This is a genomic window from Rhodococcus sp. BH5, from assembly GCF_027583855.1.
GTDB classification, from domain to species: Bacteria; Actinomycetota; Actinomycetes; order Mycobacteriales; family Mycobacteriaceae; genus Rhodococcus_F; species Rhodococcus_F qingshengii.
Genome location: NZ_JAJHVW010000002.1, coordinates 238,562 through 259,155 on the forward strand (window position 1 = coordinate 238,562; position 20,594 = coordinate 259,155).

At 62.9% G+C, this 20,594-nt stretch carries 20 protein-coding genes; 11 read left to right on the top strand and 9 right to left on the bottom strand.

The window, feature by feature from the left end; all coding sequences use genetic code 11:
* Positions 1–57: 57 nt before the first annotated feature.
* The gene (locus RhoBH5_RS07405; RefSeq protein ID WP_007727613.1) at positions 58–1,512 is read right to left on the bottom strand and encodes an NAD-dependent succinate-semialdehyde dehydrogenase; all 1,455 of its coding nucleotides are present in this window, start codon (positions 1,510–1,512) and stop codon (positions 58–60) included.
* 92 nt (positions 1,513–1,604) lie between these two features.
* On the opposite strand from RhoBH5_RS07405, the gene pgi reads away from it, so the two are divergent.
* Positions 1,605–3,260 (top strand): glucose-6-phosphate isomerase, encoded by a 1,656-nt coding sequence (gene pgi / locus RhoBH5_RS07410; protein ID WP_007727615.1) that lies wholly within the window; start codon positions 1,605–1,607, stop codon positions 3,258–3,260.
* A gap of 1 nt (position 3,261) precedes the next feature.
* Here the strand turns inward: pgi and RhoBH5_RS07415 are convergent, their stop codons facing one another.
* Positions 3,262–4,074, bottom strand: coding sequence for an FAD:protein FMN transferase (locus RhoBH5_RS07415; protein ID WP_007727618.1), 813 nt, complete (start codon positions 4,072–4,074; stop codon positions 3,262–3,264).
* Between the two features lie 209 nt (positions 4,075–4,283).
* On the opposite strand from RhoBH5_RS07415, the gene RhoBH5_RS07420 reads away from it, so the two are divergent.
* Both RhoBH5_RS07420 and RhoBH5_RS07425 read left to right on the top strand, forming a co-directional pair.
* Positions 4,284–4,430: a hypothetical protein gene (locus tag RhoBH5_RS07420; RefSeq protein WP_156423122.1), complete on the top strand. Its 147-nt coding sequence runs from the start codon at positions 4,284–4,286 to the stop codon at positions 4,428–4,430.
* Between the two features lie 566 nt (positions 4,431–4,996).
* Positions 4,997–5,440 (top strand): helix-turn-helix domain-containing protein, encoded by a 444-nt coding sequence (locus RhoBH5_RS07425; RefSeq protein WP_003946341.1) that lies wholly within the window; start codon positions 4,997–4,999, stop codon positions 5,438–5,440.
* A 26-nt stretch (positions 5,441–5,466) separates the two neighbouring features.
* On the opposite strand, the gene RhoBH5_RS07430 is transcribed toward RhoBH5_RS07425, so the two are convergent.
* The 3 genes from RhoBH5_RS07430 to RhoBH5_RS07440 are packed head-to-tail and all read right to left on the bottom strand — an operon-like array spanning position 5,467 to position 7,568.
* Positions 5,467–6,285 carry an ABC transporter permease gene (locus RhoBH5_RS07430; RefSeq protein WP_270008114.1) on the bottom strand — a complete coding sequence of 273 codons (819 nt, stop codon included), beginning with the start codon at positions 6,283–6,285 and terminating at the stop codon, positions 5,467–5,469.
* The gene (locus tag RhoBH5_RS07435; RefSeq protein ID WP_442972453.1) at positions 6,245–7,060 is read right to left on the bottom strand and encodes an ATP-binding cassette domain-containing protein; all 816 of its coding nucleotides are present in this window, start codon (positions 7,058–7,060) and stop codon (positions 6,245–6,247) included. The genes RhoBH5_RS07430 and RhoBH5_RS07435 overlap by 41 nt, the downstream gene beginning before the upstream one ends.
* 37 nt (positions 7,061–7,097) lie before the next feature.
* Complete coding sequence (locus RhoBH5_RS07440; protein ID WP_058037873.1) at positions 7,098–7,568, bottom strand: MarR family winged helix-turn-helix transcriptional regulator; 471 nt, start codon at positions 7,566–7,568, stop codon at positions 7,098–7,100.
* Positions 7,569–7,693: 125 nt separating this feature from the next.
* On the opposite strand from RhoBH5_RS07440, the gene RhoBH5_RS07445 reads away from it, so the two are divergent.
* Entirely contained in the window at positions 7,694–8,197 is a 504-nt protein-coding gene (locus RhoBH5_RS07445) for a COG4315 family predicted lipoprotein (protein ID WP_007727629.1), read from the top strand.
* 3 nt (positions 8,198–8,200) lie between these two features.
* Here the strand turns inward: RhoBH5_RS07445 and RhoBH5_RS07450 are convergent, their stop codons facing one another.
* Both RhoBH5_RS07450 and RhoBH5_RS07455 read right to left on the bottom strand, forming a co-directional pair.
* Complete coding sequence (locus tag RhoBH5_RS07450) at positions 8,201–9,523, bottom strand: NAD(P)/FAD-dependent oxidoreductase (RefSeq protein WP_003946361.1); 1,323 nt, start codon at positions 9,521–9,523, stop codon at positions 8,201–8,203.
* Positions 9,523–10,275 carry an SDR family oxidoreductase gene (locus RhoBH5_RS07455; protein ID WP_007727631.1) on the bottom strand — a complete coding sequence of 251 codons (753 nt, stop codon included), beginning with the start codon at positions 10,273–10,275 and terminating at the stop codon, positions 9,523–9,525. The genes RhoBH5_RS07450 and RhoBH5_RS07455 overlap by 1 nt, the downstream gene beginning before the upstream one ends.
* Before the next feature lie 82 nt (positions 10,276–10,357).
* On the opposite strand from RhoBH5_RS07455, the gene RhoBH5_RS07460 reads away from it, so the two are divergent.
* Genes RhoBH5_RS07460 through RhoBH5_RS07470 form a run of 3 tightly spaced genes read left to right on the top strand, consistent with a single transcriptional unit; the run spans position 10,358 to position 14,795 of the window.
* The gene (locus RhoBH5_RS07460; RefSeq protein ID WP_042449247.1) at positions 10,358–11,767 is read left to right on the top strand and encodes a dihydrolipoyl dehydrogenase family protein; all 1,410 of its coding nucleotides are present in this window, start codon (positions 10,358–10,360) and stop codon (positions 11,765–11,767) included.
* A gap of 29 nt (positions 11,768–11,796) precedes the next feature.
* Entirely contained in the window at positions 11,797–13,326 is a 1,530-nt protein-coding gene (locus tag RhoBH5_RS07465; protein ID WP_270008116.1) for a carboxylesterase/lipase family protein, read from the top strand.
* Complete coding sequence (locus RhoBH5_RS07470) at positions 13,323–14,795, top strand: carboxylesterase/lipase family protein (RefSeq protein WP_209909602.1); 1,473 nt, start codon at positions 13,323–13,325, stop codon at positions 14,793–14,795. Before RhoBH5_RS07465 ends, RhoBH5_RS07470 begins: the two co-directional genes overlap by 4 nt.
* Positions 14,796–14,802: 7 nt before the next feature.
* On the opposite strand, the gene RhoBH5_RS07475 is transcribed toward RhoBH5_RS07470, so the two are convergent.
* Both RhoBH5_RS07475 and RhoBH5_RS07480 read right to left on the bottom strand, forming a co-directional pair.
* Positions 14,803–15,228 carry a hypothetical protein gene (locus RhoBH5_RS07475; protein ID WP_054188822.1) on the bottom strand — a complete coding sequence of 142 codons (426 nt, stop codon included), beginning with the start codon at positions 15,226–15,228 and terminating at the stop codon, positions 14,803–14,805.
* Positions 15,225–15,815 (bottom strand): helix-turn-helix domain-containing protein, encoded by a 591-nt coding sequence (locus RhoBH5_RS07480; protein ID WP_003946400.1) that lies wholly within the window; start codon positions 15,813–15,815, stop codon positions 15,225–15,227. The genes RhoBH5_RS07475 and RhoBH5_RS07480 overlap by 4 nt, the downstream gene beginning before the upstream one ends.
* A 166-nt stretch (positions 15,816–15,981) precedes the next feature.
* Here RhoBH5_RS07480 and RhoBH5_RS07485 point away from each other — a divergent pair, with 166 nt between their 5' ends.
* The 4 genes from RhoBH5_RS07485 to RhoBH5_RS07500 are packed head-to-tail and all read left to right on the top strand — an operon-like array spanning position 15,982 to position 20,416.
* A complete protein-coding gene (locus tag RhoBH5_RS07485) occupies positions 15,982–16,767 on the top strand; it encodes an aldolase (RefSeq protein ID WP_030534888.1) in 786 nt (261 codons plus the stop codon).
* A 33-nt stretch (positions 16,768–16,800) separates the two neighbouring features.
* Positions 16,801–17,703, top strand: coding sequence for a dihydrodipicolinate synthase family protein (locus RhoBH5_RS07490; protein ID WP_007727643.1), 903 nt, complete (start codon positions 16,801–16,803; stop codon positions 17,701–17,703).
* Positions 17,704–17,762: 59 nt separating this feature from the next.
* Positions 17,763–18,623 carry an SDR family oxidoreductase gene (locus RhoBH5_RS07495; RefSeq protein ID WP_054188823.1) on the top strand — a complete coding sequence of 287 codons (861 nt, stop codon included), beginning with the start codon at positions 17,763–17,765 and terminating at the stop codon, positions 18,621–18,623.
* Positions 18,623–20,416: a DEAD/DEAH box helicase family protein gene (locus tag RhoBH5_RS07500; RefSeq protein ID WP_050655573.1), complete on the top strand. Its 1,794-nt coding sequence runs from the start codon at positions 18,623–18,625 to the stop codon at positions 20,414–20,416. The genes RhoBH5_RS07495 and RhoBH5_RS07500 overlap by 1 nt, the downstream gene beginning before the upstream one ends.
* The last annotated feature ends 178 nt before the right edge of the window (positions 20,417–20,594 follow it).

Sequence of the window (20,594 nt, forward strand, 5' to 3'; positions counted from 1 at the left end):
TGCGAACGGCCACATCGGATGCCTCTGGCAGTCCCGATGTGGCCGTTCGCGTGTGTATCAGCTCTCGAGCGCGATGTACTTCGTGTTCAGGTATTCCTCGATCCCCTCGGTCCCGCCCTCGCGGCCGAATCCGGATTCCTTCACGCCACCGAACGGCGCTGCCGCGTCCGAGATCACTCCGCGGTTGACGCCGATCATTCCTGATTCCAGTGCATCGGAAACCCGAAGCGCACGGTCGAGATCCCTTGTGAAGATGTACGCGGCCAGTCCGAACTCGGTGTCGTTGGCGGCTGCGATTCCCTCGGCTTCGGTGTCGAAGCCTGTGATCGCGGCGACGGGTCCGAACACCTCTTCTTTCAGAATCCGCGCGCTGGCCGGAACGTCTGCCAACACCGTGGCTGGATAGAAGTACCCTTCACCACCCGGCGCTTCGCCGCCCAGTCGCACCTTCGCCCCGGCATCCACCGCATCTGCAACCAACTCCGCGACCGTGTCGAGTTGGTTCTGGTTGATCAGCGGGCCGAGCTTCGTCTCCGGGTCGGTACCGGGTCCCATCGTGAAAGTCGCCATCTTCTCGGTCAGCTTGGTCGTGAACTCTTCACGCACGGCGTTGGCGACGTGGAACCGGTTGGCGGCGGTGCATGCTTCGCCTCCGTTGCGAAGCTTCGCCAGTACCGCGCCCTCGACTGCCTTGTCGACGTCCGCGTCGTCGAACACCACGAAGGGTGCGTTGCCACCCAATTCCATCGACGTGCGGAGCAATCGCTTCGCGGACTTCTCCACCAGCATCTTGCCGACGCCGGTGGACCCGGTGAAGGTGAGCTTGCGCAGTCGAGGGTCGTCGATGAGAGGGCCGGTCACTTCACCGGATTTCGATGTCGGCAACACCGAGAGGACTCCGTCGGGCAACCCGGCTTCGGCCATGAGCTGAGCAAGCAACAACATCGTCAACGGGGTCTCCGAGGCGGGCTTGACGATGATCGTGCAGCCGGCGGCCAACGCCGGGCCGATCTTGCGGGTACCCATCGCCAACGGGAAATTCCAGGGAGTGATGGCCAGACACGGTCCGACCGGCGCCTTGGTGACAAGGATCCGGCCGTTGCCCGCCGGCGCCGGCGTGTAGCGCCCGCCGATGCGAACGGCCTCCTCGCTGAACCACCGGAAGAACTCCGCCCCGTACTTCACCTCGGCGCGACTTTCGGCGAGTGCCTTGCCCATTTCGAGGGTCATCAGCAGCGCCACGTCCTCGGCTCGCTCGGTGATCTTCTCGAAAACGGCTCGCAGGATTTCACCACGCTCGCGCGCAGGTGTGCTCGCCCACTTCGACGAGACGGCGACGGCTTCGTCGAGAGCGCGCAGCGCGTCCGCGGGGCTCGCATCGGCGACATCGGTCAACGATTTCCCGGTCGCCGGATCCGCCACCGGGAAGGTCGCGTTGTTCTCCGCGGGCACGAACCGACCGCCGACGAACAACTGGGTGGGAACTGATCGAATGAATTCGAATGTGTCCATGGGTTCCATGATGCTCGTCGGAGCCGCGTCCGTCTGCCCGCGAGCGAGACTCACGCGGAAGTTTCCAGCTTGTGCCACTAAAGTCGATGATCGTGAGCACTGACATCACCGGAACCTCAGCCTGGCAGAAACTGCGCGCTCATTACGCCGACATCGAAGGCGTTCACCTGCGAGAACTCTTCCAGGACGATCCAGCCCGCGGGCGAGAGCTGACGATCGACGCCGGTGATCTTCACATCGACTACAGCAAGCATCGCGTCAGCCGCGAGACTCTCGCGCTGCTCGTCGACCTGGCCCGCGAGGCCGGCGTCGAGGCACGACGCGACGCGATGTTCGCGGGCGATCACATCAACACTTCCGAAGACCGCGCCGTACTACACACAGCGCTGCGTCTGCCCAAGGATTCTGCGCTGACCGTCGACGGTCAAGACGTCGTCGCCGACGTTCACGAAGTTCTGGACGCGATGGGCGCTTTTGCCGATCGTGTGCGCAGCGGCGAGTGGACCGGAGCTACCGGCAAGCGCATCCGCACCATCGTCAACATCGGCATCGGCGGTTCCGACCTCGGGCCGGTGATGGTCTACCGCGCATTACGGCATTACGCCGACGCCGGAATCAGCGTCCGGTTCGTCTCCAACATCGACCCTGTCGATCTGGTCGGACAGCTCGACGACCTCGATCCGGAGACGACGCTCTTCATCGTCGCATCCAAGACGTTCTCCACCCTCGAGACCCTCACCAACGCGACAGCGGCAAAGCGTTGGCTGTTCGCCGGTCTGGGCAGCGAAGACGTCTCGGCCGTAGCCAAGCATTTCGTCGCAGTCTCCACCCACGGTGACCGCGTGGCGGAGTTCGGCATCGACACCGCGAACATGTTCGGGTTCTGGGATTGGGTCGGCGGGCGCTACTCCGTCGACTCGGCGATCGGCTTGTCGGTCATGTGTGCCGTCGGACCCGTTCGCTTTGCGGAGTTCCTCGACGGTTTCCACCAGATCGACACGCACTTCCGAAACCAACCGCTCGAGCAGAACGCGCCGGTCCTCCTCGGCCTCATCGGGCTCTGGTACTCCAACTTCTTCGGCGCACAGTCCCGCGCAGTTCTGCCCTACTCCAACGACTTGCTGCGCTTTCCCGCCTACCTGCAGCAGCTGACCATGGAGTCCAACGGCAAATCGGTTCGCGCCGACGGCTCACCGGTGACCACGTCCACCGGTGAGATCTTCTGGGGCGAGCCCGGAACCAACGGCCAACACGCCTTCTACCAACTCCTGCATCAGGGCACCTGGCTGGTGCCTGCCGATTTCATCGGGTTCGCGGAATCCACCGACGATCTGCCTACTGCGGACGGCACGGGATCAATGCACGATCTGCTCATGAGTAACTTCTTCGCTCAGACAAAGGTTCTCGCGTTCGGGAAGACTGCCGAAGAAATCGCGTCAGAGGGCACTGCTCCGGAGCTGGTGCCACACAAGGTGATGCCAGGCAACCGACCGTCGAGCACTATCTTGGCGAAGGAGCTGACCCCCTCGGTCGTCGGTCAGCTGATCGCACTTTACGAGCACCAGGTATTTGTCGAAGGTGCTGTCTGGGGTGTCAATCCGTTCGATCAGTGGGGCGTCGAACTCGGCAAGACACAAGCCATGGAACTGGGGCCTGCGCTCTCTTCCGAAGCAGCACCCGGCGACCTCGGCGACACATCCACAGATGCTCTGGTGCAGTGGTACCGCAGAGAGCGCGGACGGGCCTGACTCACGCGGCCGCCGGGCCGAACCAACTTTCCGTTGTGTACACGCGTCCGGATCGGTCGACGAGCCGAGCCCGAAGCTCTTGCTGTTCAACCCATTTGATGGCGCTTATCCCCCGGATCAACGCAGCTTCGCTCGCGGCGTACGCCCACACCGCGTCGTCAGCAATCACCGAGACCTGTGCCCATTCCGTGGAGGGCCGCTCCTGGTTCGGCTCCCAGGAGGGCAGCTCCAGCGCCCGCGCCGTCGCCATCGCGGTTCCGTTGATCAGTTCGACTTCTTCGCTGTCCGGCACCGGAATCTGCCAGCCACCAGCCGGTGCATGGCCGGCCGTGGCGATCACGTCGCCGATCCGCACAGCAACGCCGCATTGTAATTCGGCGGCGACGATCTGCGCGGCGCGATCGACGGTGTCGGCCTTGGCAACTCCGGTGATGTCGAACGACGCACCCCAGGGCGCGTACACCACGTCTCCGTCGAGCTGTACGTCCTCGAACGTCGGGGTCGGGTGCACCGGAGGGATGGATTCGTCCTCGGAGTAGTTGTCGGCAAGCGGATTGACTGCACCGCCGGTCATACGGGCAGCCCACAGCGCCGACCGCAGCAGAGCCGACATACGTCGTGTCACTTTGACCGGAGTTCCCTGAGCGAGGTTGACGGCGTGAATCTCGGCGTCTCCCCGGCGAAGGTCGCAGACCGCTTCGGTTTCGTCGATGGCAGCTGCGATCAACGCGTGCGCAGTAGGCAGCGCAGCGCCCTCGGTGACGTCCACCTCCACGGCGGAATCCCACATCGCCCACTTCTCGACACTGACCATGTCAGTCCTGCCCTTCGAACACACTGTGTTGTAACCAGTATGCGCCGGTCAGCAACCCCCGTGCCATAAAGCGCTTCCGAGGCCGAGGCACACATGCCGCAGGTTGAGCAGCGCACGGCGGGACTGGATGGTAGATCTGTGCGACAGAATTGCCGCCCGGACTGTCGCCCTCCGTGTGCAAGACGTGTAATCCTCCACATGGTTCTGACATGCACCTGACTGCGACGACGTCGACTACTACTGGCGCAGCGGGCAATTCCGATCCGAAAGACGCAGAGTCGACGCTCGACATGTCCGGCCGGGCCGGCTGCGCTTCGAGCCCGGTCCGCCGCAGCAACACGCCCGGGCGGCGCTGATGTCACCGCATGAACCTTATGTCACCGCATGAAAAAGTGGGGACCGACGAGAAGCGCTGTGTTCCAACGTCGATGACATACCAATCGGCCGCTTTCAATGCGCGTCACTTTCGCAGGTGGACACACCTGAGCGCTCACTCTCGAGTGCAGAAAAATACGGGCCCATCACTGCGCGCGAGCGTCGAGCAGAGCACCGAGAAGAAGTCCCGAACACGCGGCGCGCCAACCGCCGGCACGACGACGCCCGGTGCCCGGCGGCAGCGCTTCGCACGTTACAGACCGAGCAGGAATGCATCGACACAAAATGGATAGGACCGGCTGAAAGAACCTGCAGCACAATGGCGTAACCACCACCGTTCGGCTTATACGCTACCGCCGTACACCTTGGCAAAACGAACGGTCAGTACGCGGCGAAAATCACATACTTTACAAAGTCTTTGGAATTTTTCTGCGCCAAATATCCGCAGGTGAAAGGACTTTCGACCAGAGTCCAGAATAACCGTGTCGTCTACTATGTGAAAACTGCGAAGTAGCTGTGACGCTGGGTCACGCTCGAGGGAGGAATTGTGACCGATTCATTCAAGGACCGTTTGAACGCCTTGTACCCGGCCACAGCACCGAGACTCACCAACGCACAAGTTGTGGAAGCCCTTTCGCAACGTGGATGCAAGATTTCGACACCGTACCTCTCGCAACTCCGGAGCGGTGTGCGCACGAATCCATCGGAGCAAGTCGTTTTGGCATTGGCCGATTACTTCGGCGTGGCAGCAGAGTACTTCTTCGGCCCGACACCTCGCCAAGATCCCGAACTGATTCCGGAAGAAGACCGTTCGGTTGTCGAAGAGTTCCACGACAGCGAATTACGTTCTCTGGCCATAAAAGCGGTCGATCTCTCCCCTGAATCGCAGGACTTGCTCTCATCGATTGCGGAGAAACTTCGCTCGTCCGAAGGACTCCCGGCCGTCCCTCCGGATTGCAGCACGTACACCCCACCGTTCACTCGCGACTAGTCCGCAGCGAAGATCAGCGAGTCAGATCAGCTAGTCAAGCGGCCCAATAGTGCCGAAGCTGTGATGATTCCGAGCAGCGCGGCACCGATCAGCACGCCGAAGTCGACGAGGTAGTCGGTCGGCATTCCGATCAGCAGACCGCGCAGCGCTGACACCTCGTAGCTCAGCGGATTGATGCGACTGAGCCACTGAACCCACGTCGGCATGAGTTCGACCGGGTACAGAGCGTTGGACGCGAAGAACAACGGCATGGTGATTGCCTGCCCGATGCCCATCAATCGATCTCGTTTGAGTACGATCCCCGCGATCGCAACCGACAGACAGGCGAAGAACGCCGAGCCGAGGACAACGACAGCCACGACGCCGAGCAGCTTGATCGGGTTCCACGTCATGCTCACGCCCAGCAGCGCCGCTACAACGACTACGACCACGGCCTGGGCGACCGCACGGATACCGGCTGCAAATGCCTTTCCGGTGACCAGCGCGGCTCGTGGCGTCGGCGTCACCATGAGTTTGGTGAGGACTCCCGCGTCACGCTCCCAGATGATCTGGATTCCGTAGAAGATCGCAACAAAAAGCGCGGACTGCGCAATGATGCCCGGCGCGAGAAAGTCGAGATACGGTACGTCGCCAGTCGGGATCGCTCGGATATGACTGAACGTCTGACCGAAGATCACCAACCAGAGGATCGGCTGGATTGCGCGCGTGACCAATTCAGATCGGTCGTGCCGCAACTTCTGAACTTCCACGAGGCAGAATGTGTAAATTCTCGAGAGCAATCGAGCAAGACTGTTGGTAGTGGGATCAGCCCAAGCGGCGCGCTGTGCGACGGGCACTGCGGACATCGTGGAGACCTCCTGACTTGCCGCCGGTGAGGTCGTCGCCGGTGTAGTGACGGAACACGTCTTCGAGAGTGGCCTCCGGCCCCAGTTCGGCGGCCAACGCGCTCGGCTCGCCCACTGCACGAAGTGCACCGTGATGCATCAACGCAACACGATCACACAACTCCTCGGCTTCTTCCATGTAGTGCGTCGTGAGCAGGACGGTCATGCCGTATCGCTTCTGCATCTCCGCCACTCGCTTCCAGACGGATTCGCGGGCAATGGGATCCAACCCCACCGTCGGTTCGTCGAGCACCAGCAGCGACGGTCGGTTCACCAGTGCCTGCGCAAGTTCGAGCCGTCGCACCATACCGCCGGAGAAGCTCGACGCGAGACGCTCACCTGAATCGAGCAGATCCACCATCTCGAGCGCCTGGTCGACGCGCTCGCGTCGTTCGGACCGCGGAACGTCGTACAGGCGCGCGAACCAGGTCACGTTCTCGCGTGCGGTCAATGCGCTTTCGATCGAGAGCTGTTGTGGCACGTACCCGAGGTAGCGCCGAATGGTCATCGCTTCGCTGCGAACGGAGCGACCGAGAATTCGAATGTCACCCTCTTGCAGAGGAAGTAACGTGTTGAGCAATCTGATCGTCGTCGTCTTTCCTGCACCGTTGGGACCGAGCAGGCCGAAGCCTTCCCCCGCGTTGACGACCAGACTCAGGTTGTCCACCGCCCGATGACCGCCGAACTTGTATGTGACCGAGTCGATCTCGACCGCGGGTGCGTCAGGGTCAGGCATGTGCACTGCTCGGCTCCTCCACCACTGCGTCAGCATCTCACTGCCCCCCGCCTTCCGATCCGGCTGCTGCCAGAGCGCTCGCCAATCGAGACAGGGCCGGTAGAGCAGCCTCGATACTTGCCCTGTCCTCTGCGGTCAGAGTCGACAATGCCTGACCGACAATCACACTCCGGCGATCACGCCACACCTCGACGCGGGCGCGCGCCTCGTCCGCGAGCACCAATCGCGCGACGCGGCGGTCGGCCTCGTCGGCAACGCGTTCGATCACTCCATCGTCGACGAGCTGCCGCACCAAGGTGGACACCGTGTTTGCCGCGACACCCAATCGCCCGGCAGCCTCGGCCACCGACAGACCCGGGTTGCGTCGTAGCAGCCTGACGAGTTCGATCTGGGCGCCGGCGAGCGGTCGTTCCGCAAACGGCCGCCCCGACGCCTTCCTCGTGCCCCGGCGCAATTGTCCGAGCGTCTCCAGGACGTCATCCGCAAGATTTGCTCCGCTTCCATCCACAACCTCACAATAGCTCTGTAACAGAGCTATTGTCGAGGAATCCGGACGCCCGGCGTTTTCAGCTCGTCCGCAACGGGTATCCCCGATTGCTTGTCCCGAGCACTCCCGCCCAGAACGGAGACGTCATGCGCAGACAGTGGTTGTTCGCGACAGTTGCGAGTACCGCCCTGATCCTCACCGGTTGCTCGCCCGACGCCCTCGATTCCGGGGACAGCGCAGACAACGTCACTGCCATTTCGACGTCGCTGTCGCCACCCGCCGCCGCTGATGCACCCCTGCTGAAGACCGCCGACTCCCCACTCGGGACGATCGCCGTCGACGGCGAAGGCATGACCGTCTACGTCTACAACCCGGACGAGGAGAACTCACAAGCCGGGTCGTGCGACGAAGCGTGCCTGCGTTACTGGCCGGCGGTCACCTCGGTCACGGATTCGCCGATCGTCGAAGGAATCGACGCTGTCATCGGTACCATCGACGGGCCGGAAGGATCTTTCCAGATCACCGTCAACGGCAAGCCCGTCTATCGGTACCTCGACGACAAGGTTCCCGGCGACATGCTCGGACAGAGCGTCGGCAGCCTGTGGTGGATGATCGACACCGCCGGAAACCCCGTGTTCAAGACCGAGTAACCCTCAGTTGTACGGCTGCCGAGCGGTTTCGGGGTCGCCGTACGTGATTGCCCGTTCCCGACGCGTCTTCGACGCCAGGGTTGCGCCCCAGTTCAGCACCGTGCTGGCGCGATTGCGGAACCCCGCGAGGAACGCGATGTGGATGATTCCCCATGACACCCATCCGATGAACCCGGACAACTGGACCGGCCCTGCCTGAAGCAACGCGTGGCGTCGCGAAATGTAGGCCGCGGTTCCAAGATCGCGGTACTTGAACGGTTTTCGGCTGGGCACTCCGTTTTCCACGGTTGCAGCGATCCGGGCACCGGCGTGCCGACCACCCTGCATCGCGACCTCGGCCACCCCGGCAAGTTTGTCCCGCGACATGAGGTCGCCCACCACGTAGACGTTCGGGTGGCCGGGAACGGTCAGATCGGCTTCCACCTCGATGCGGCCACCGCCGACCTGCTTCACACCCAGCGCCGTGGCCAGTGCCTCGGCGAACGGCACTGCTTCGACGCCCGCGGTCCACAGAATCGTGCGGGTCTCGTACTGCCGCTTCTCTTTTGTCTTCTTGTCCGTCGTCTCGATGCTGGTCTCGCACACGTCGGTGACGTGCACGCCGAGGTGAGTCTCGACGCCGATCCCGTCGAGAGTACGTTTGGCGGCGGCCGAGAGCTTGCGACTGAACGAAGGGAGCACCCGATCGTCGCCGTGGAAGAGCAGTACCCTTGCCTCGTCAGGGTCGATGGACCGGAACTCGTTGGTGAGCGCGTGCATCGCCAATTCGCGGATCTGTCCGGCTAATTCGACGCCGGTGGGTCCGCCGCCCGCCACGGCGAATGTCAGCCACGGTCGACGTTCTTCCGCAGTCGGGAGCGATTCGGCCATCTCGAACGCAGCAATGAGACTGCGCCTGATCGCCAAAGCGTCGTCGAGGGTTTTCATGCCGGGCGCCCATTTGATGAACTCGTCCTGGCCGTGGTAGGACTGGCGCATTCCAGCCGCCACGATCAGGTAGTCGTACGGCAATTCGAAGGTCGACCCGTCGAAGCGACTGGCAGTCAGTATCCCGGCGTCGGCGTCCACCGACTTGGCCTCGCCCAGAACGACGTTCGTGTTCTTGTTGTCCTCGAGCAGATGTCGCAGCGGACTTGCGATCTGCCCTTCGGAGAGCAGACCCGTGGCGCACTGGTAGAGCAGGGGCTGGAAGACGTGGCTGGTCCCTCGGTCGATCAGAACCACCTCGACGTCAGCCTTCTTGAGTCGTCTCGCTGCATACAGTCCACCGAAGCCGCCACCGACGATCACTACCCGGGGCTTACCGTTCGAGATGTGGATGCTCATCAGACAAACCTCGCTGTCACGGAGTTGGGCAGGAATCGTAGGGCCGCATCTATCCCTTGCCACTTGAGGCCGGGTAGCGCCGCTCGGGTGGTTTCCTTCTCGATAGCGTCGACCATGGCACTGACGCCTTCGTCCAGACTGGCCATGAGCGCAGCGTCGTCGCCGGCGCCGGCGGACATGTCGGTCTTGATGAAGCCCGGCAGCAGCGTGGTGACCCGAATAGGTGTGCGCGCCAACTCGATACTGAGCGCCTCACCCAGCGCCGCTACTCCCGCCTTGCTCGCCGAATAGGCCGCTTTTGGCCCGGGTAGCCCCCGATCCGCGCTTATCGAGGACACGAGAACCAGGTGTCCGGAGTCCTGCGCGCGGAAGATCTCGAGCGCAGCTTCACACTGCGACAGCGCGCCGACAAAATTCGTCTGCGCTGTTGCAAGATTCGCGTGCGCTTTTCCGGTTCCGATCTTGGCGCCCTTGCCGAGCCCGGCGTTCACGATCACCCGGTCCAGGCCACCCAACTCGTCGCGCAGCTCACCGAAAACCCGGACGACGGAATCGTGTTCGGTCACATCGAGTTCGCGCACTGCGACGCTGATCGACGGGTACTGCGCCACCAGCTCCCCACGCAGCGTGTCGAGACGATCCGTCCGCCGGGCACACAACGCGAGGTCGCGACCGGCCGCGGCGAATCTCCTGGCCATCTCCTCACCCAGACCCGAACTGGCACCGGTGATCAAAATCTTCTGCCGCGTCATGGGTGCAACTGTAACCATCATCGAGTTCTCGTACCCGGCGGTAACCGAGCGAACTCGGACCGATCCGACATACCGTGGAGCAATGACCGACGAATTCGATGTCATCGTGATCGGCGGTGGACCCGCCGGCGAGAACGCCGCCGCATACGCCATCGCCGGAAGTAATCGCACCGCCGCAATCGTGGAACACGAACTGGTCGGCGGTGAATGCTCGTATTGGGCCTGTATGCCCAGCAAGGCACTACTGCGCCCGGGGCAGGTCCTCGAGGCGGCCGACGCCTTGCCCGGGATCCCGGCCGGACCGCTGGACGTCGATGCCATTCTGAAACGGCGCGACTCGTTCACCCACAACCACGACGACTCGTCCCAGGTCGACTGGGCAACCTCCGCGGGCATCACCGTGATCAAAGGCCACGGGGTCATCGACGGCGAGCGAGCAGTGACCGTCGACGGGACCCGTAAGCTCCGTGCCCGCCAGGCCGTCGTACTCGCCACGGGAACGACCGCCACCGTCCCGAAGACACCGGGATTGCGCGAGGCACTCCCGTGGACCTCGCGCGACGCCACCAACCTGCACGAGGTTCCGTCGCGAGTGGCGGTCATCGGCGGCGGAGTGGTCGCAACTGAGTGCGCAACGTGGTTGTCGTCGTTCGGCGCTCACGTGACGTTGCTCGTGAGGGGCGATGCTCTGTTGAAATCAGCAGAACCGTTTGCCGGAACGATGGTGGCCGAAGCACTCGGCGCCCGCGGTGTGGACGTTCGACTGAGCACTGCCGTCAACTCGGTCTCACGCCCCGATGCCAAGGACACCGGCGAAGGTCACATCCACGGTGGACCCGTCAGCATCGAGACATCGTCCGGCGTGATCGAAGTCGACGAGGTCATCGTCGCGGCGGGCCGCGGGCCGACATCTGCCGATCTCGGCTTGTCCGTCATCGGCCTCGAGGACGGCAAGTACGTCACCACTGACGATCACCTCTGTGCCCAAGGTGAGTGGCTCTACGCCGTCGGCGACATCAACGGTCGTTCTCCCCTCACCCACATGGGCAAGTATCAGGCGAGAGTCTGCGGAGACGTCATCGCCGCGCGGGCCGAGAGCCGCGGACTCAGGGGACCTCGGTACACGGCGTCGGCGGACAATGGACAGGTCCCCCAGGTGGTGTTCACCTCACCCGAAATCGCCTGGGTGGGACGCACCGAGAAGAAAGCTCGCGACGACGGCTACGACGTCGAAGTCGTGGAGATCGAACTCGCAGTCGCGGGATCTTCGCTGCTGCGCGACGACTACTCGGGGCGCGCGAAGTTGGTGATCGACAAGGCCACCGACGTGATCCTCGGCGCTACCTTCGCCGGGCCCGAAGTATCCGAGCTGGTGCATGCGGCGACAATCGCGGTCGTCGGCGCCGTACCACTGGAAACTCTCTGGCATGCGGTGCCCTCGTATCCGACGGTCAGTGAAGTCTGGCTTCGATTGCTGGAGGCTCGCCGCTGACGCGCTCCCGAAGTACGTATAGTCGCGACATGGCGTCCGACATACTTGTGACCACGGCCGACGGCACCCTGCGCGGCCGCCGGGTGGGAAAACTTCGTGCCTGGCGCGGAATTCCCTACGCCCGGCCGCCGGTCGGAACACTGCGTCTGACGCGACCACAGCCGGTCACGCCGTGGACCGGAGAACGCGACGCGACCAGGTTCGGCGACGCGTCTGTCCAACACAAGAAGGGGCTGTTGCTCGCGCCCGGGAAGTACCAGCCGAGCAGCGAGGACTGCCTGACGCTCAACGTGCTCGCCCCCGCGAACACCGGCAATACTCCGCGTCCCGTCATGGTTTTCATCCACGGTGGGGCAAACACCATCGGGACCTCGGCCACCGGCTTGTACTCGGGCGTGTCCCTCGTCGAACGCGGCGACGTCGTCTACGCCTCGATCAACTACCGACTCGGCGCTCTGGGCTACCTCGATTTCACCCCGTTCTCCACATCCGAGCGCGTATTCGACTCCAACCTCGGACTGCGCGATCAGGTCGCGGCCCTGCAGTGGGTGCAACGCAACATCGCCGCCTTCGGTGGGGATCCTGAAAAAGTCACGATTTTCGGTGAATCCGCCGGAGCCACCGCCGTCACCACCCTGATGGCGACTCCGGCCGCCAAGGGACTCTTTGCCGGCGCTATCGCCGAGAGTTCGGCTCCGGATCTGGTCTCGAGCACGCAGCGATCGCATGCCTGGGGCGCGCGTTTCGTCGAGATCCTCAATTCCGGCCTACCACCCGCGAAGGCCCTGACCTCGGCGACAGCCGTCGAATTGGGCAGAGCCGGAAGCAGACTGGGCGCCGAGGTACTCGCGAACACACCTGGACTACATCCCTTCGGACCGGTCGTCGACGGCGACTTCCTCCCCCGCTCCCCCTTGGACGCATTCAAAGAAGGATCGGCACACCAGGTGCCGATGATCATCGGCACCAACAGACGGGAGGGGACGCTGTTCCCGAAGGTGCTCGACGCACTTCCGACCAACCCGTCGCGCATCGACACCATGTTTGCCCTCACCGATCCCGAGGCCGGGAAGCGCATCCTCGCGACCTATCCCGGCTACCCGGACGAGCAGTCCGCGATCGACGTCGGCGGAGACGTCACGTTCTGGCACCCGTCCGTGGAGTTGATGCAAGCGCACGCACAATCGGCGCCGACGTACGCCTACCGATTCGACTTCGCGCCGACGATGATGCGCTGGCTCGGCCTCGACGCCACACACGGATTCGAGATGTTTGCAGTCTTCGGCATCGGTGACACCCTTGTCGGGCGCGGCCTCACCCTTCCCGGCGGTCGACGCGGACTGCGCGCAGTCACCGAATCTGTTCAGGGACACTGGCTTCACTTCGCCGAGCACGGCTCGCCGCGCGGATCGTGGCCGCGCTACGAGGGGCAGGAGCGTCGGACCATGATCTTCGACGAGATCGTCCGCGTCGAGAACGATCCCAGACGTGAACAACGCTTGGCCTGGGCGGGATACAGCGGTTACCGTAGCCACGGCACCGACATCTCCCTACCGTGACGAGCCCCCTCGAGATCACTCTCGATTCCGGGGTCGTACGCGGGCGCCTCGATCGAGGACTGCGCACCTGGCGAGCAATCCCCTACGCAACGGCCCCGACCGGTCCTCGGAGATTTCGCGCACCGCAGCCGGTCGAGGCTTGGCATGGTGTCCGCCCGGCGGAAGCATTCGGCTCTCCGTCTCCGCAGCGCAAGAGCAATTTCGACGAGAACTCACTCTTCGTCAATGTCGTGGCTCCGCAGGTACCGTCGGATTCGTTGCGACCGGTCATGGTTTTCATTCACGGCGGCGCGTACAACGGCGGGAATCCGTCGACGCCCATGTACCGCGGAACGAGCCTGGTCGAACGTGGCGACATCGTCTACGTCTCGATCCAATATCGTCTCGGCGCGTTGGGCTACCTCGATTTCAGTGAATATTCCACTGCGGAAAGATCATTCGAGACGAACCTCGGATTGCGCGATCAGATCGCCGCGATGACGTGGGTCCAACGCAACATCGCCGCTTTCGGCGGCGACCCGAACGCCGTCACCGTCTTCGGTGAATCGTCCGGCGCCAACGCGGTCACCACTCTGATGGCAACGCCGGCGGCACGAGGGCTGTTCGCCCGGGCCATCGCTCAAAGTCCGCCGGCTGCTTCGGCATACGGAAAAGTGCGAGCGCACCGTTGGGCACGCGAGTTCCTCGAGATCGCACAGGCTCCGGATACCGATCCGGGATCGTGGCTGCGCTCCGCTTCGGTGAAGGACCTGGTCGCTGCCGGCGAAGAACTTACGCGCCGCGGCGCGGACGAAGAACCCGGAACGCGGGCATTTGCCCCCGTGGTGGGTGACGACGTCCTTCCCGAACACCCGCTCGACGTGTTCGCCGCCGGACGCGCCCACCCCGTTCCGCTGCTCGTCGGTTCGAATCTCCACGAGGGAAGAATCTTCCCGCGCGTTCTCGACATCTTGCCTACCGACCCGGTTCGGATCGAGAAGATGTTCTCCCACACCACCCCTGAAGTGAAAGCACGTGCGCTCGCGGCGTATCCCACGTATCCGCACCGGTTTGCTGCCGCAGATCTCGGCGGCGACATCACGTTCTGGGAGCCCGCGATACTCTGCGCACAGGGTCATTGCCAGGTAGCTCCTACCTACAGTTACCGCTACGATTTTGCGCCTCGCCTGCTCAGACTCGTCGGCATGGGCGCTACCCACGCCACCGAATTGCTTGCGGTCTTCGGGCGTTCGGATGCACTCACCGCGGCCTTGACCGCGGTCGGTGGGCGCCGCGGACTGACTGCGGTGACCTCCACCATGCAGCGCCACTGGATCCATTTCGCCCGCCACGGAGTGCCGGACCGGGATTGGCCCGCCTACTCCGTACCGGAGCGGCAAACAATGATCTTCGACGAGACGTCCCGAGTGGAGAACGACCCGATGGGTGAGCGTCGACGGGCTTGGATCGGCTACGAGCACAGGCGCTGAAGCCCGATCAGAAGAACTGACCTTTCACGAAACCTGCGAGTAGGACGGCAAATCCGCCCACCTCACCGAGGATCAGCAGAAACATCCCGAGGTGCAGGGGCGGACCGGCGGACTCGAACTGATTGTCGGTGTCCTTCATCGCACCGTGAGCGATGTAGCTGAATATCGCTGCGAGAAAGAAGAACACGACCACTGCGGCACTGGTCAGGTTGATCCACGTCGGCCACGCACTGATTTCGACGAACACCGCGATCAGCAGCGTCGCAAACGAGTACATCAGGGCAGCGCGGTGTGCGATGTCGACATACGGATGGGCGAGGTGATTGTCCGAAGTGGCCATCTGTCGGTATTTCCAGATTCCCAGGCACAGGGAGAGAAGGAAGATCAGACCGGCCGCGAGAAGCGTCAGTGTCGTGTCGATCCCCAGCGTCATCTGCCCACCCCGCAGTGCGTTTCCAGCGAGTCACCGCTGGGTGATCCAGCCGAAGGCTTGTCGTAGACGACAACCAGCACCACCGCACGATCCGCCGACACCGACCGCATCCGGTGCGGCGTATTCGCGTCGAAGTACAAGCTGTCGCCGGCGTCGAGGTGCATCGTCTGCCCGGGGATTTCGAATTCTACGGATCCGGAGTGCACGAACACGAACTCCTCTCCCGTGTGGTCCATGAACTTGGGACCCATCACCGAGGCCGGATGAACCACGAACGGCTGCATGGCCTTTCCGACCAGTGAGGGCGCGATCGGATCGTAGACGGAAGACTGCACGGAGTTGGCCGGGTCGATCACGCGGTCCTTCGCGCGCACGATCGTCATGGCATTTCCCTCCATACTGTCCGAGAACAGTTGCCCCACATCGGCGTCGAGCACACGCGCAATCTTGAGTGCCACCGCGATCGACGGGGTACTGATACCCCGCTCGACCTTGGAGAGATAGCTCTTCGTCAGACCGGTCTGCTCGGCCAGGCCCTCGAGCGTCAGACCGGCGCGACGCCGATGTGTTCGCAAAAACGCTGCCATTCGGTTCCCCTCACGAGACTTTGTGTCATCACCCTACCAATACATTGACCTGCGGCGATCAGCGATGCAGGAATCGAGGGTTGCGCATTTCCGTCCTATATGACACTTTGTGTCTTATAGGTGACTGAATGTCATTGATTTCCGGGTCCCGAGAAAGGCACACCCCATGACCGACACGATGCATGCGAGCAAGCAGGAACTCATGGCCACCGCCGAGACGAAGATGCTCACCGAAGTAACGACAGGTAGTTGGACTCTTCGACAGAAGATCGCACTGACCTGCCGGGCACTGTCGGACGCCGGCCACGACTCCGGCCTTGCCGGACAGATCTCCGCCCGCGGTGGGCAGCCAGGAACGTTTGTCACACAGCGACTCGGCCTCGGGTTCGACGAGATCACCGAGGACAACCTCCTGCTCGTCAACGAGGATCTCGAAGTCCTCGACGGGGAGGGCATGCCGAACCCCGCCAACAGGTTCCACAGTTGGATCTACCGCGCACGACCCGACGTCAACTGCATCGTCCACACACACCCACTACATGCGACGGCGCTGTCGATGCTCGAGATTCCCCTCGTCGTCTCCCAAATGGACATCGCGCCGCTCTACGACGACTGCGCATTTCTCGCCGACTGGCCCGGGGTTCCCGTGGGAAACGAGGAGGGCGAGATCATTTCGGCTGCACTCGGCGACAAGCGGGCAATTCTGCTCGCCCACCACGGCCAACTCGTCGTCGGCAACACGGTCGAAGAGGCATGCTCTCTCGGGCATCTGATCGAGCGAGCGGCCAGACTGCAGTTGCTGGCGATGGCTGCCGGAGACATCAAGCCGCTACCGCCTCGCCTGGCGAAGGAGGCACACGATTGGACACTGACTCCTCGGCGCAGCGAGGCGAACTTCGCTTACTACGCCCGTCGCGCTCTCCGCAATCATCCCGACACACTGACCAACTGACTTTTGTTTCCCACCAACAGAACTGAGAGCCTCATGAGCAGCACCATCAAGGGAATCGTCGCCTATCCCATCACCCCGTTCGACCGGGACACCGGAGCATTCGACCCCAAGCCGCTACACACGCTCCTCGACAGCATGATCAGCAGTGGTGTCGACGCGATAGCCCCACTCGGCAGTACCGGCGAGAGCGCCTATCTCGACGATGCAGAGTGGGAGACGGTCGCTCGGGAGACTGTCGACTACGTCGACCGCCGAGTCCCCACCGTCGTCGGAGTGTCGGATCTGACGACGGCGGGAGCACTCCGCCGAGCATCGATCGCGGCAGACGCCGGAGCCGACGCAATGATGATCCTCCCCACGTCGTACTGGCATCTGGGTGAGCAGGAGATTCGTGAACACGTCACCGCGGTGGCCGATTCCGTCGACATTCCCACGATGATCTACAACAATCCGGCCACCACCGGGATCGACATGTCGCCGGAATTTCTCGTCGATCTCGTCTCCACCGTCGACGGCGTCACGATGATCAAGGAATCCACCGGCGACATCACCCGGATGAACCGCATCAACGAACTGAGCGGTGGCACGATCCCCTTCTTCAACGGCAGCAATCCTCTTGCACTGCAATCTTTCTCTGCCGGTGCAAGCGGATGGTGCACGGCAGCCCCGTGTCTGGCCCCCGAACAGGTGGTGCACTTCTGGCGTCTACTCGAATCCGGTGATCGGTCGGGTGCCGCCGCTGTGTTCGAACAGATCGAGCCGCTACTGAAGGTCCTCGTCAGTCGCGGACTGCCGTCGACGGTCAAAGCCGGGTTGGAATCTCTCGGCATCGACGCCGGCCTTCCCCGCCGGCCCCTGCTGTCCCTCGACGACAACACCAGGACAGCTTTGTCCGACGCTCTGTCGGTGGCTCGCGGTGTAATCGTCGCGTCGTGACCTGACGTGGGAGTGGGTTCCGGCAAGATGGGATGCACACCGACCGAAGGAGGGGCACCATGTCCGTAGATTCACGGTCTGCGAGGATCGCCGTCACCGGCGCGACCGGTCATATCGGCGGACTGGTGGCCCGGTCGTTGGCCGACGCCGGTGTCCCACAGCGGCTGATCGCACGGTCGGTCAACCGATTACCGCAGCTCCCCGGTGCCGATTCGGCCGAGACCACGTACGGGGATCAGAAGCGCGCTCTCGCGGCTCTGGCCGGAATCGACACCCTCTTCATGGTCTCGGCGGCCGAAAGCGCAGATCGTCTGGATCAGCACCGCACCTTCATCGACGCCGCAGCGGAGGCCGGGGTCAGGCACATCGTGTACACGTCTTTCCTCGGCGCTGCTCCGGACGCGACGTTCACGCTCGCTCGCGATCACTGGGTCACCGAAGAACATATCCGCGCTTCCGGGCTCGCATTCACCTTCCTGCGCGACAGCTTCTACCTCGATTTCCTACCCGCTCTCGCCGGTGAAGACGGTGTGATCCGCGGACCCGCAGGGGACGGTCTCGTCGGCGCGGTAGCGCGCTCCGACATTGCTGCCGTCGCTGTGTCGGTTCTGCAGGATCTGGATTCTCATGTCGGACAGACGTACAACCTGACCGGACGGGAGGCACTGACGCTCTCCGAGGCCGCGAGCATCATCACCGAAGTCACCGGCAAGCGAACCACGTACGTCGAGGAAACGCTCGAGGAAGCTTACGAATCGCGGGCGTCGTACAACGCACCCGCTTGGGAACTCGACGCATGGGTGTCGACGTACACCGCAATCGCGCAGGGTGAATTGGCGCTAATCACGGGCACCGTGGAGGACCTTGTCGGCCGGCCTGCGCTCACGCTGCGTGAATTCCTCACAGCAGAAACCGCCTGATGCCACCACGCAAAGCAACCACGGCACGCAAGGCTGCCGCAAAGAAGGCTGCACCGAAGAAGGCTGCACCCAAGAGGAACACGACCAGAAAGACCGCCCCGAAGAAGACTGTCGCAAAGAAGAGCTCACGCGCGACGATGCCGGATGTGCCGACTGCCGGCCCTGGTGAGAGAGTCTGGCTCCTCGACGTTCCCTTTCGGACGCCGGCGCCTGGTGCGCAGTTCGTCAAGAAATGGAAGAGCTACGCGTGGGTCGGTACGGAGTTGCCCGTAGAACTCGCTCCATTCAAGGCACTCCCCTTCTCTTATCAGCAGTGGGTAGAGGACGACATCAATGACAGCACCGGTGAACGTCCCGTTGCTGCACCCAAAATTCCTCGGCCCGAGCAGGTTTCGGGGGCTGCAGCCGTCGTCGATGCCGCTCGCGCCGGCAAACGCGGATTTCTGTTGGCAGACAATGCAGGCCTGGGTAAGACGCTGATCGCAGTGATGTCTGCCAAGACGATTGCCGAGGAGCGCGGCGAAACCAACATCCTCGTCCTCGTCGATCGACCCGCACAGATCACCATTCCGCATTGGCGCTATTCCATCGCCTCGGTGGGCGACGGTGGATTCCGCTGGTTGATCATGTCGCCTGACCAATTGAAGAAGCTGATCGCGCGAAACGGCCGCCCCAAGTACACGTTCGGTGTGGTGATTGCCGACGAGGCCCAGCTGTACAGCAACGACACACAGCGCACGGCGGCATTCGAGAAGGTCGCGCGCTTTTCGAATGCTCACGAGCAAGCGCCGTTCGTCCTGTCCGTGACGGCAACACCGGGACACACGCCGGCCGACCAGCGTTACCTGGCACCGCTTTTCGCGCAGCTGCATTCAGAACCTTCGGAGTACTGGTCCGACCTGGGCGCCAGGCTGGTCGAGTCCGGCCTTCCGCTGGACAAGTCCTACGGGAAGTGGACGTGGAGCGCAGAGGCGAAGGAATCACCTACGCTGCAATCTCGAGCGCTCGAGACCGTGCGTGGGTGGATGTCGAACAGCAAACCGCCCTTGATGATTCATCGACCGACTCCGTGGGGACCTGTTCCGCTCGACGGTATGCCGATCGACCTCACCCATGCCCAGCGCGCCGAGTACGAGACGGAGTGGGCCGAGTACGCCTACGAAATGGGATTGGCCCGCAAGAGTCGCAACATCGCGCGCGGCCGTGCGCTGGTTCTGCGCTACCGACAGAAAGCGGGCATGATCCGCGCCGAGTCGACGGCCCAGTGGGCGCAGGCGCAGGTCAAGGCAGGCAAGCAGGTGTTGGTGGCCGTCGAATTCGTCTCCACGGCAGGTGATCCACTGGTCGAGATGATCGAAGACGCCGGGATCTCGGTGGCAAAACTGTTCGGTGCGGTGCCGGACAAGGAGGGTCAACGTCTGCGGTTTCAACGCGGGGACGCACCGGTCATCGTCTTCAATGTCACGACCTCGATCTCGCTCCATGCCAACGAAGCACTCCCGGACGGCACTCACGCGTCCCCGTTGCCACGGACGGGAATCTTTCATCAACCGCGATACTCAGGGATCGCGGCAGAACAGACGTTCGGTCGGTCGCATCGCGACTACCAGACGTGCCCGTGGGTCATACCCTTCGGCGTGGGCACCAAGGAAGAGGACGTCGCCACGGTCATGTTGCGCAATCTCAATTCGGTCACAGGTCTGAAAGGTGGTGATCGATCCGGTCTGCGGTCGCTGTCCGAACTGCTCGGCGTCGAGTGGCTAGAGCCTGATGTCTTGACCTCGGAGGGTTGATCTTCCAACGACCGTCCAACGCGCACAAACGAACGGTTTCGGCGGTATGCCCCAATTCTACTCCACCAAAACCGAATTCGGCTGACCGCTTCATTCCTTTCGGGACCTTGGGACTCAGGTATCTGTGACCAGACGTGGCAGACTCTTTCGAGTCGAGGTGCACCAGCCTCGAAACAGT

What these genes read in the sequence shown, in the direction of transcription:
- RhoBH5_RS07405 (WP_007727613.1), bottom strand. Translation starts at nt 1,512, where the DNA reads ATGGACACATTCGAATTCATTCGATCAGTTCCCACCCAGTTGTTCGTC.
- RhoBH5_RS07415 (WP_007727618.1), bottom strand. Translation starts at nt 4,074, where the DNA reads ATGGTCAGTGTCGAGAAGTGGGCGATGTGGGATTCCGCCGTGGAGGTG.
- RhoBH5_RS07420 (WP_156423122.1), top strand. Translation starts at nt 4,284, where the DNA reads ATGCACCTGACTGCGACGACGTCGACTACTACTGGCGCAGCGGGCAAT.
- RhoBH5_RS07430 (WP_270008114.1), bottom strand. Translation starts at nt 6,285, where the DNA reads ATGTCCGCAGTGCCCGTCGCACAGCGCGCCGCTTGGGCTGATCCCACT.
- RhoBH5_RS07435 (WP_442972453.1), bottom strand. Translation starts at nt 7,060, where the DNA reads ATGCCTGACCCTGACGCACCCGCGGTCGAGATCGACTCGGTCACATAC.
- RhoBH5_RS07445 (WP_007727629.1), top strand. Translation starts at nt 7,694, where the DNA reads ATGCGCAGACAGTGGTTGTTCGCGACAGTTGCGAGTACCGCCCTGATC.
- RhoBH5_RS07450 (WP_003946361.1), bottom strand. Translation starts at nt 9,523, where the DNA reads ATGAGCATCCACATCTCGAACGGTAAGCCCCGGGTAGTGATCGTCGGT.
- RhoBH5_RS07455 (WP_007727631.1), bottom strand. Translation starts at nt 10,275, where the DNA reads ATGACGCGGCAGAAGATTTTGATCACCGGTGCCAGTTCGGGTCTGGGT.
- RhoBH5_RS07460 (WP_042449247.1), top strand. Translation starts at nt 10,358, where the DNA reads ATGACCGACGAATTCGATGTCATCGTGATCGGCGGTGGACCCGCCGGC.
- RhoBH5_RS07465 (WP_270008116.1), top strand. Translation starts at nt 11,797, where the DNA reads ATGGCGTCCGACATACTTGTGACCACGGCCGACGGCACCCTGCGCGGC.
- RhoBH5_RS07475 (WP_054188822.1), bottom strand. Translation starts at nt 15,228, where the DNA reads ATGACGCTGGGGATCGACACGACACTGACGCTTCTCGCGGCCGGTCTG.
- RhoBH5_RS07480 (WP_003946400.1), bottom strand. Translation starts at nt 15,815, where the DNA reads ATGGCAGCGTTTTTGCGAACACATCGGCGTCGCGCCGGTCTGACGCTC.
- RhoBH5_RS07485 (WP_030534888.1), top strand. Translation starts at nt 15,982, where the DNA reads ATGACCGACACGATGCATGCGAGCAAGCAGGAACTCATGGCCACCGCC.
- RhoBH5_RS07490 (WP_007727643.1), top strand. Translation starts at nt 16,801, where the DNA reads ATGAGCAGCACCATCAAGGGAATCGTCGCCTATCCCATCACCCCGTTC.
- RhoBH5_RS07495 (WP_054188823.1), top strand. Translation starts at nt 17,763, where the DNA reads ATGTCCGTAGATTCACGGTCTGCGAGGATCGCCGTCACCGGCGCGACC.
- RhoBH5_RS07500 (WP_050655573.1), top strand. Translation starts at nt 18,623, where the DNA reads ATGCCACCACGCAAAGCAACCACGGCACGCAAGGCTGCCGCAAAGAAG.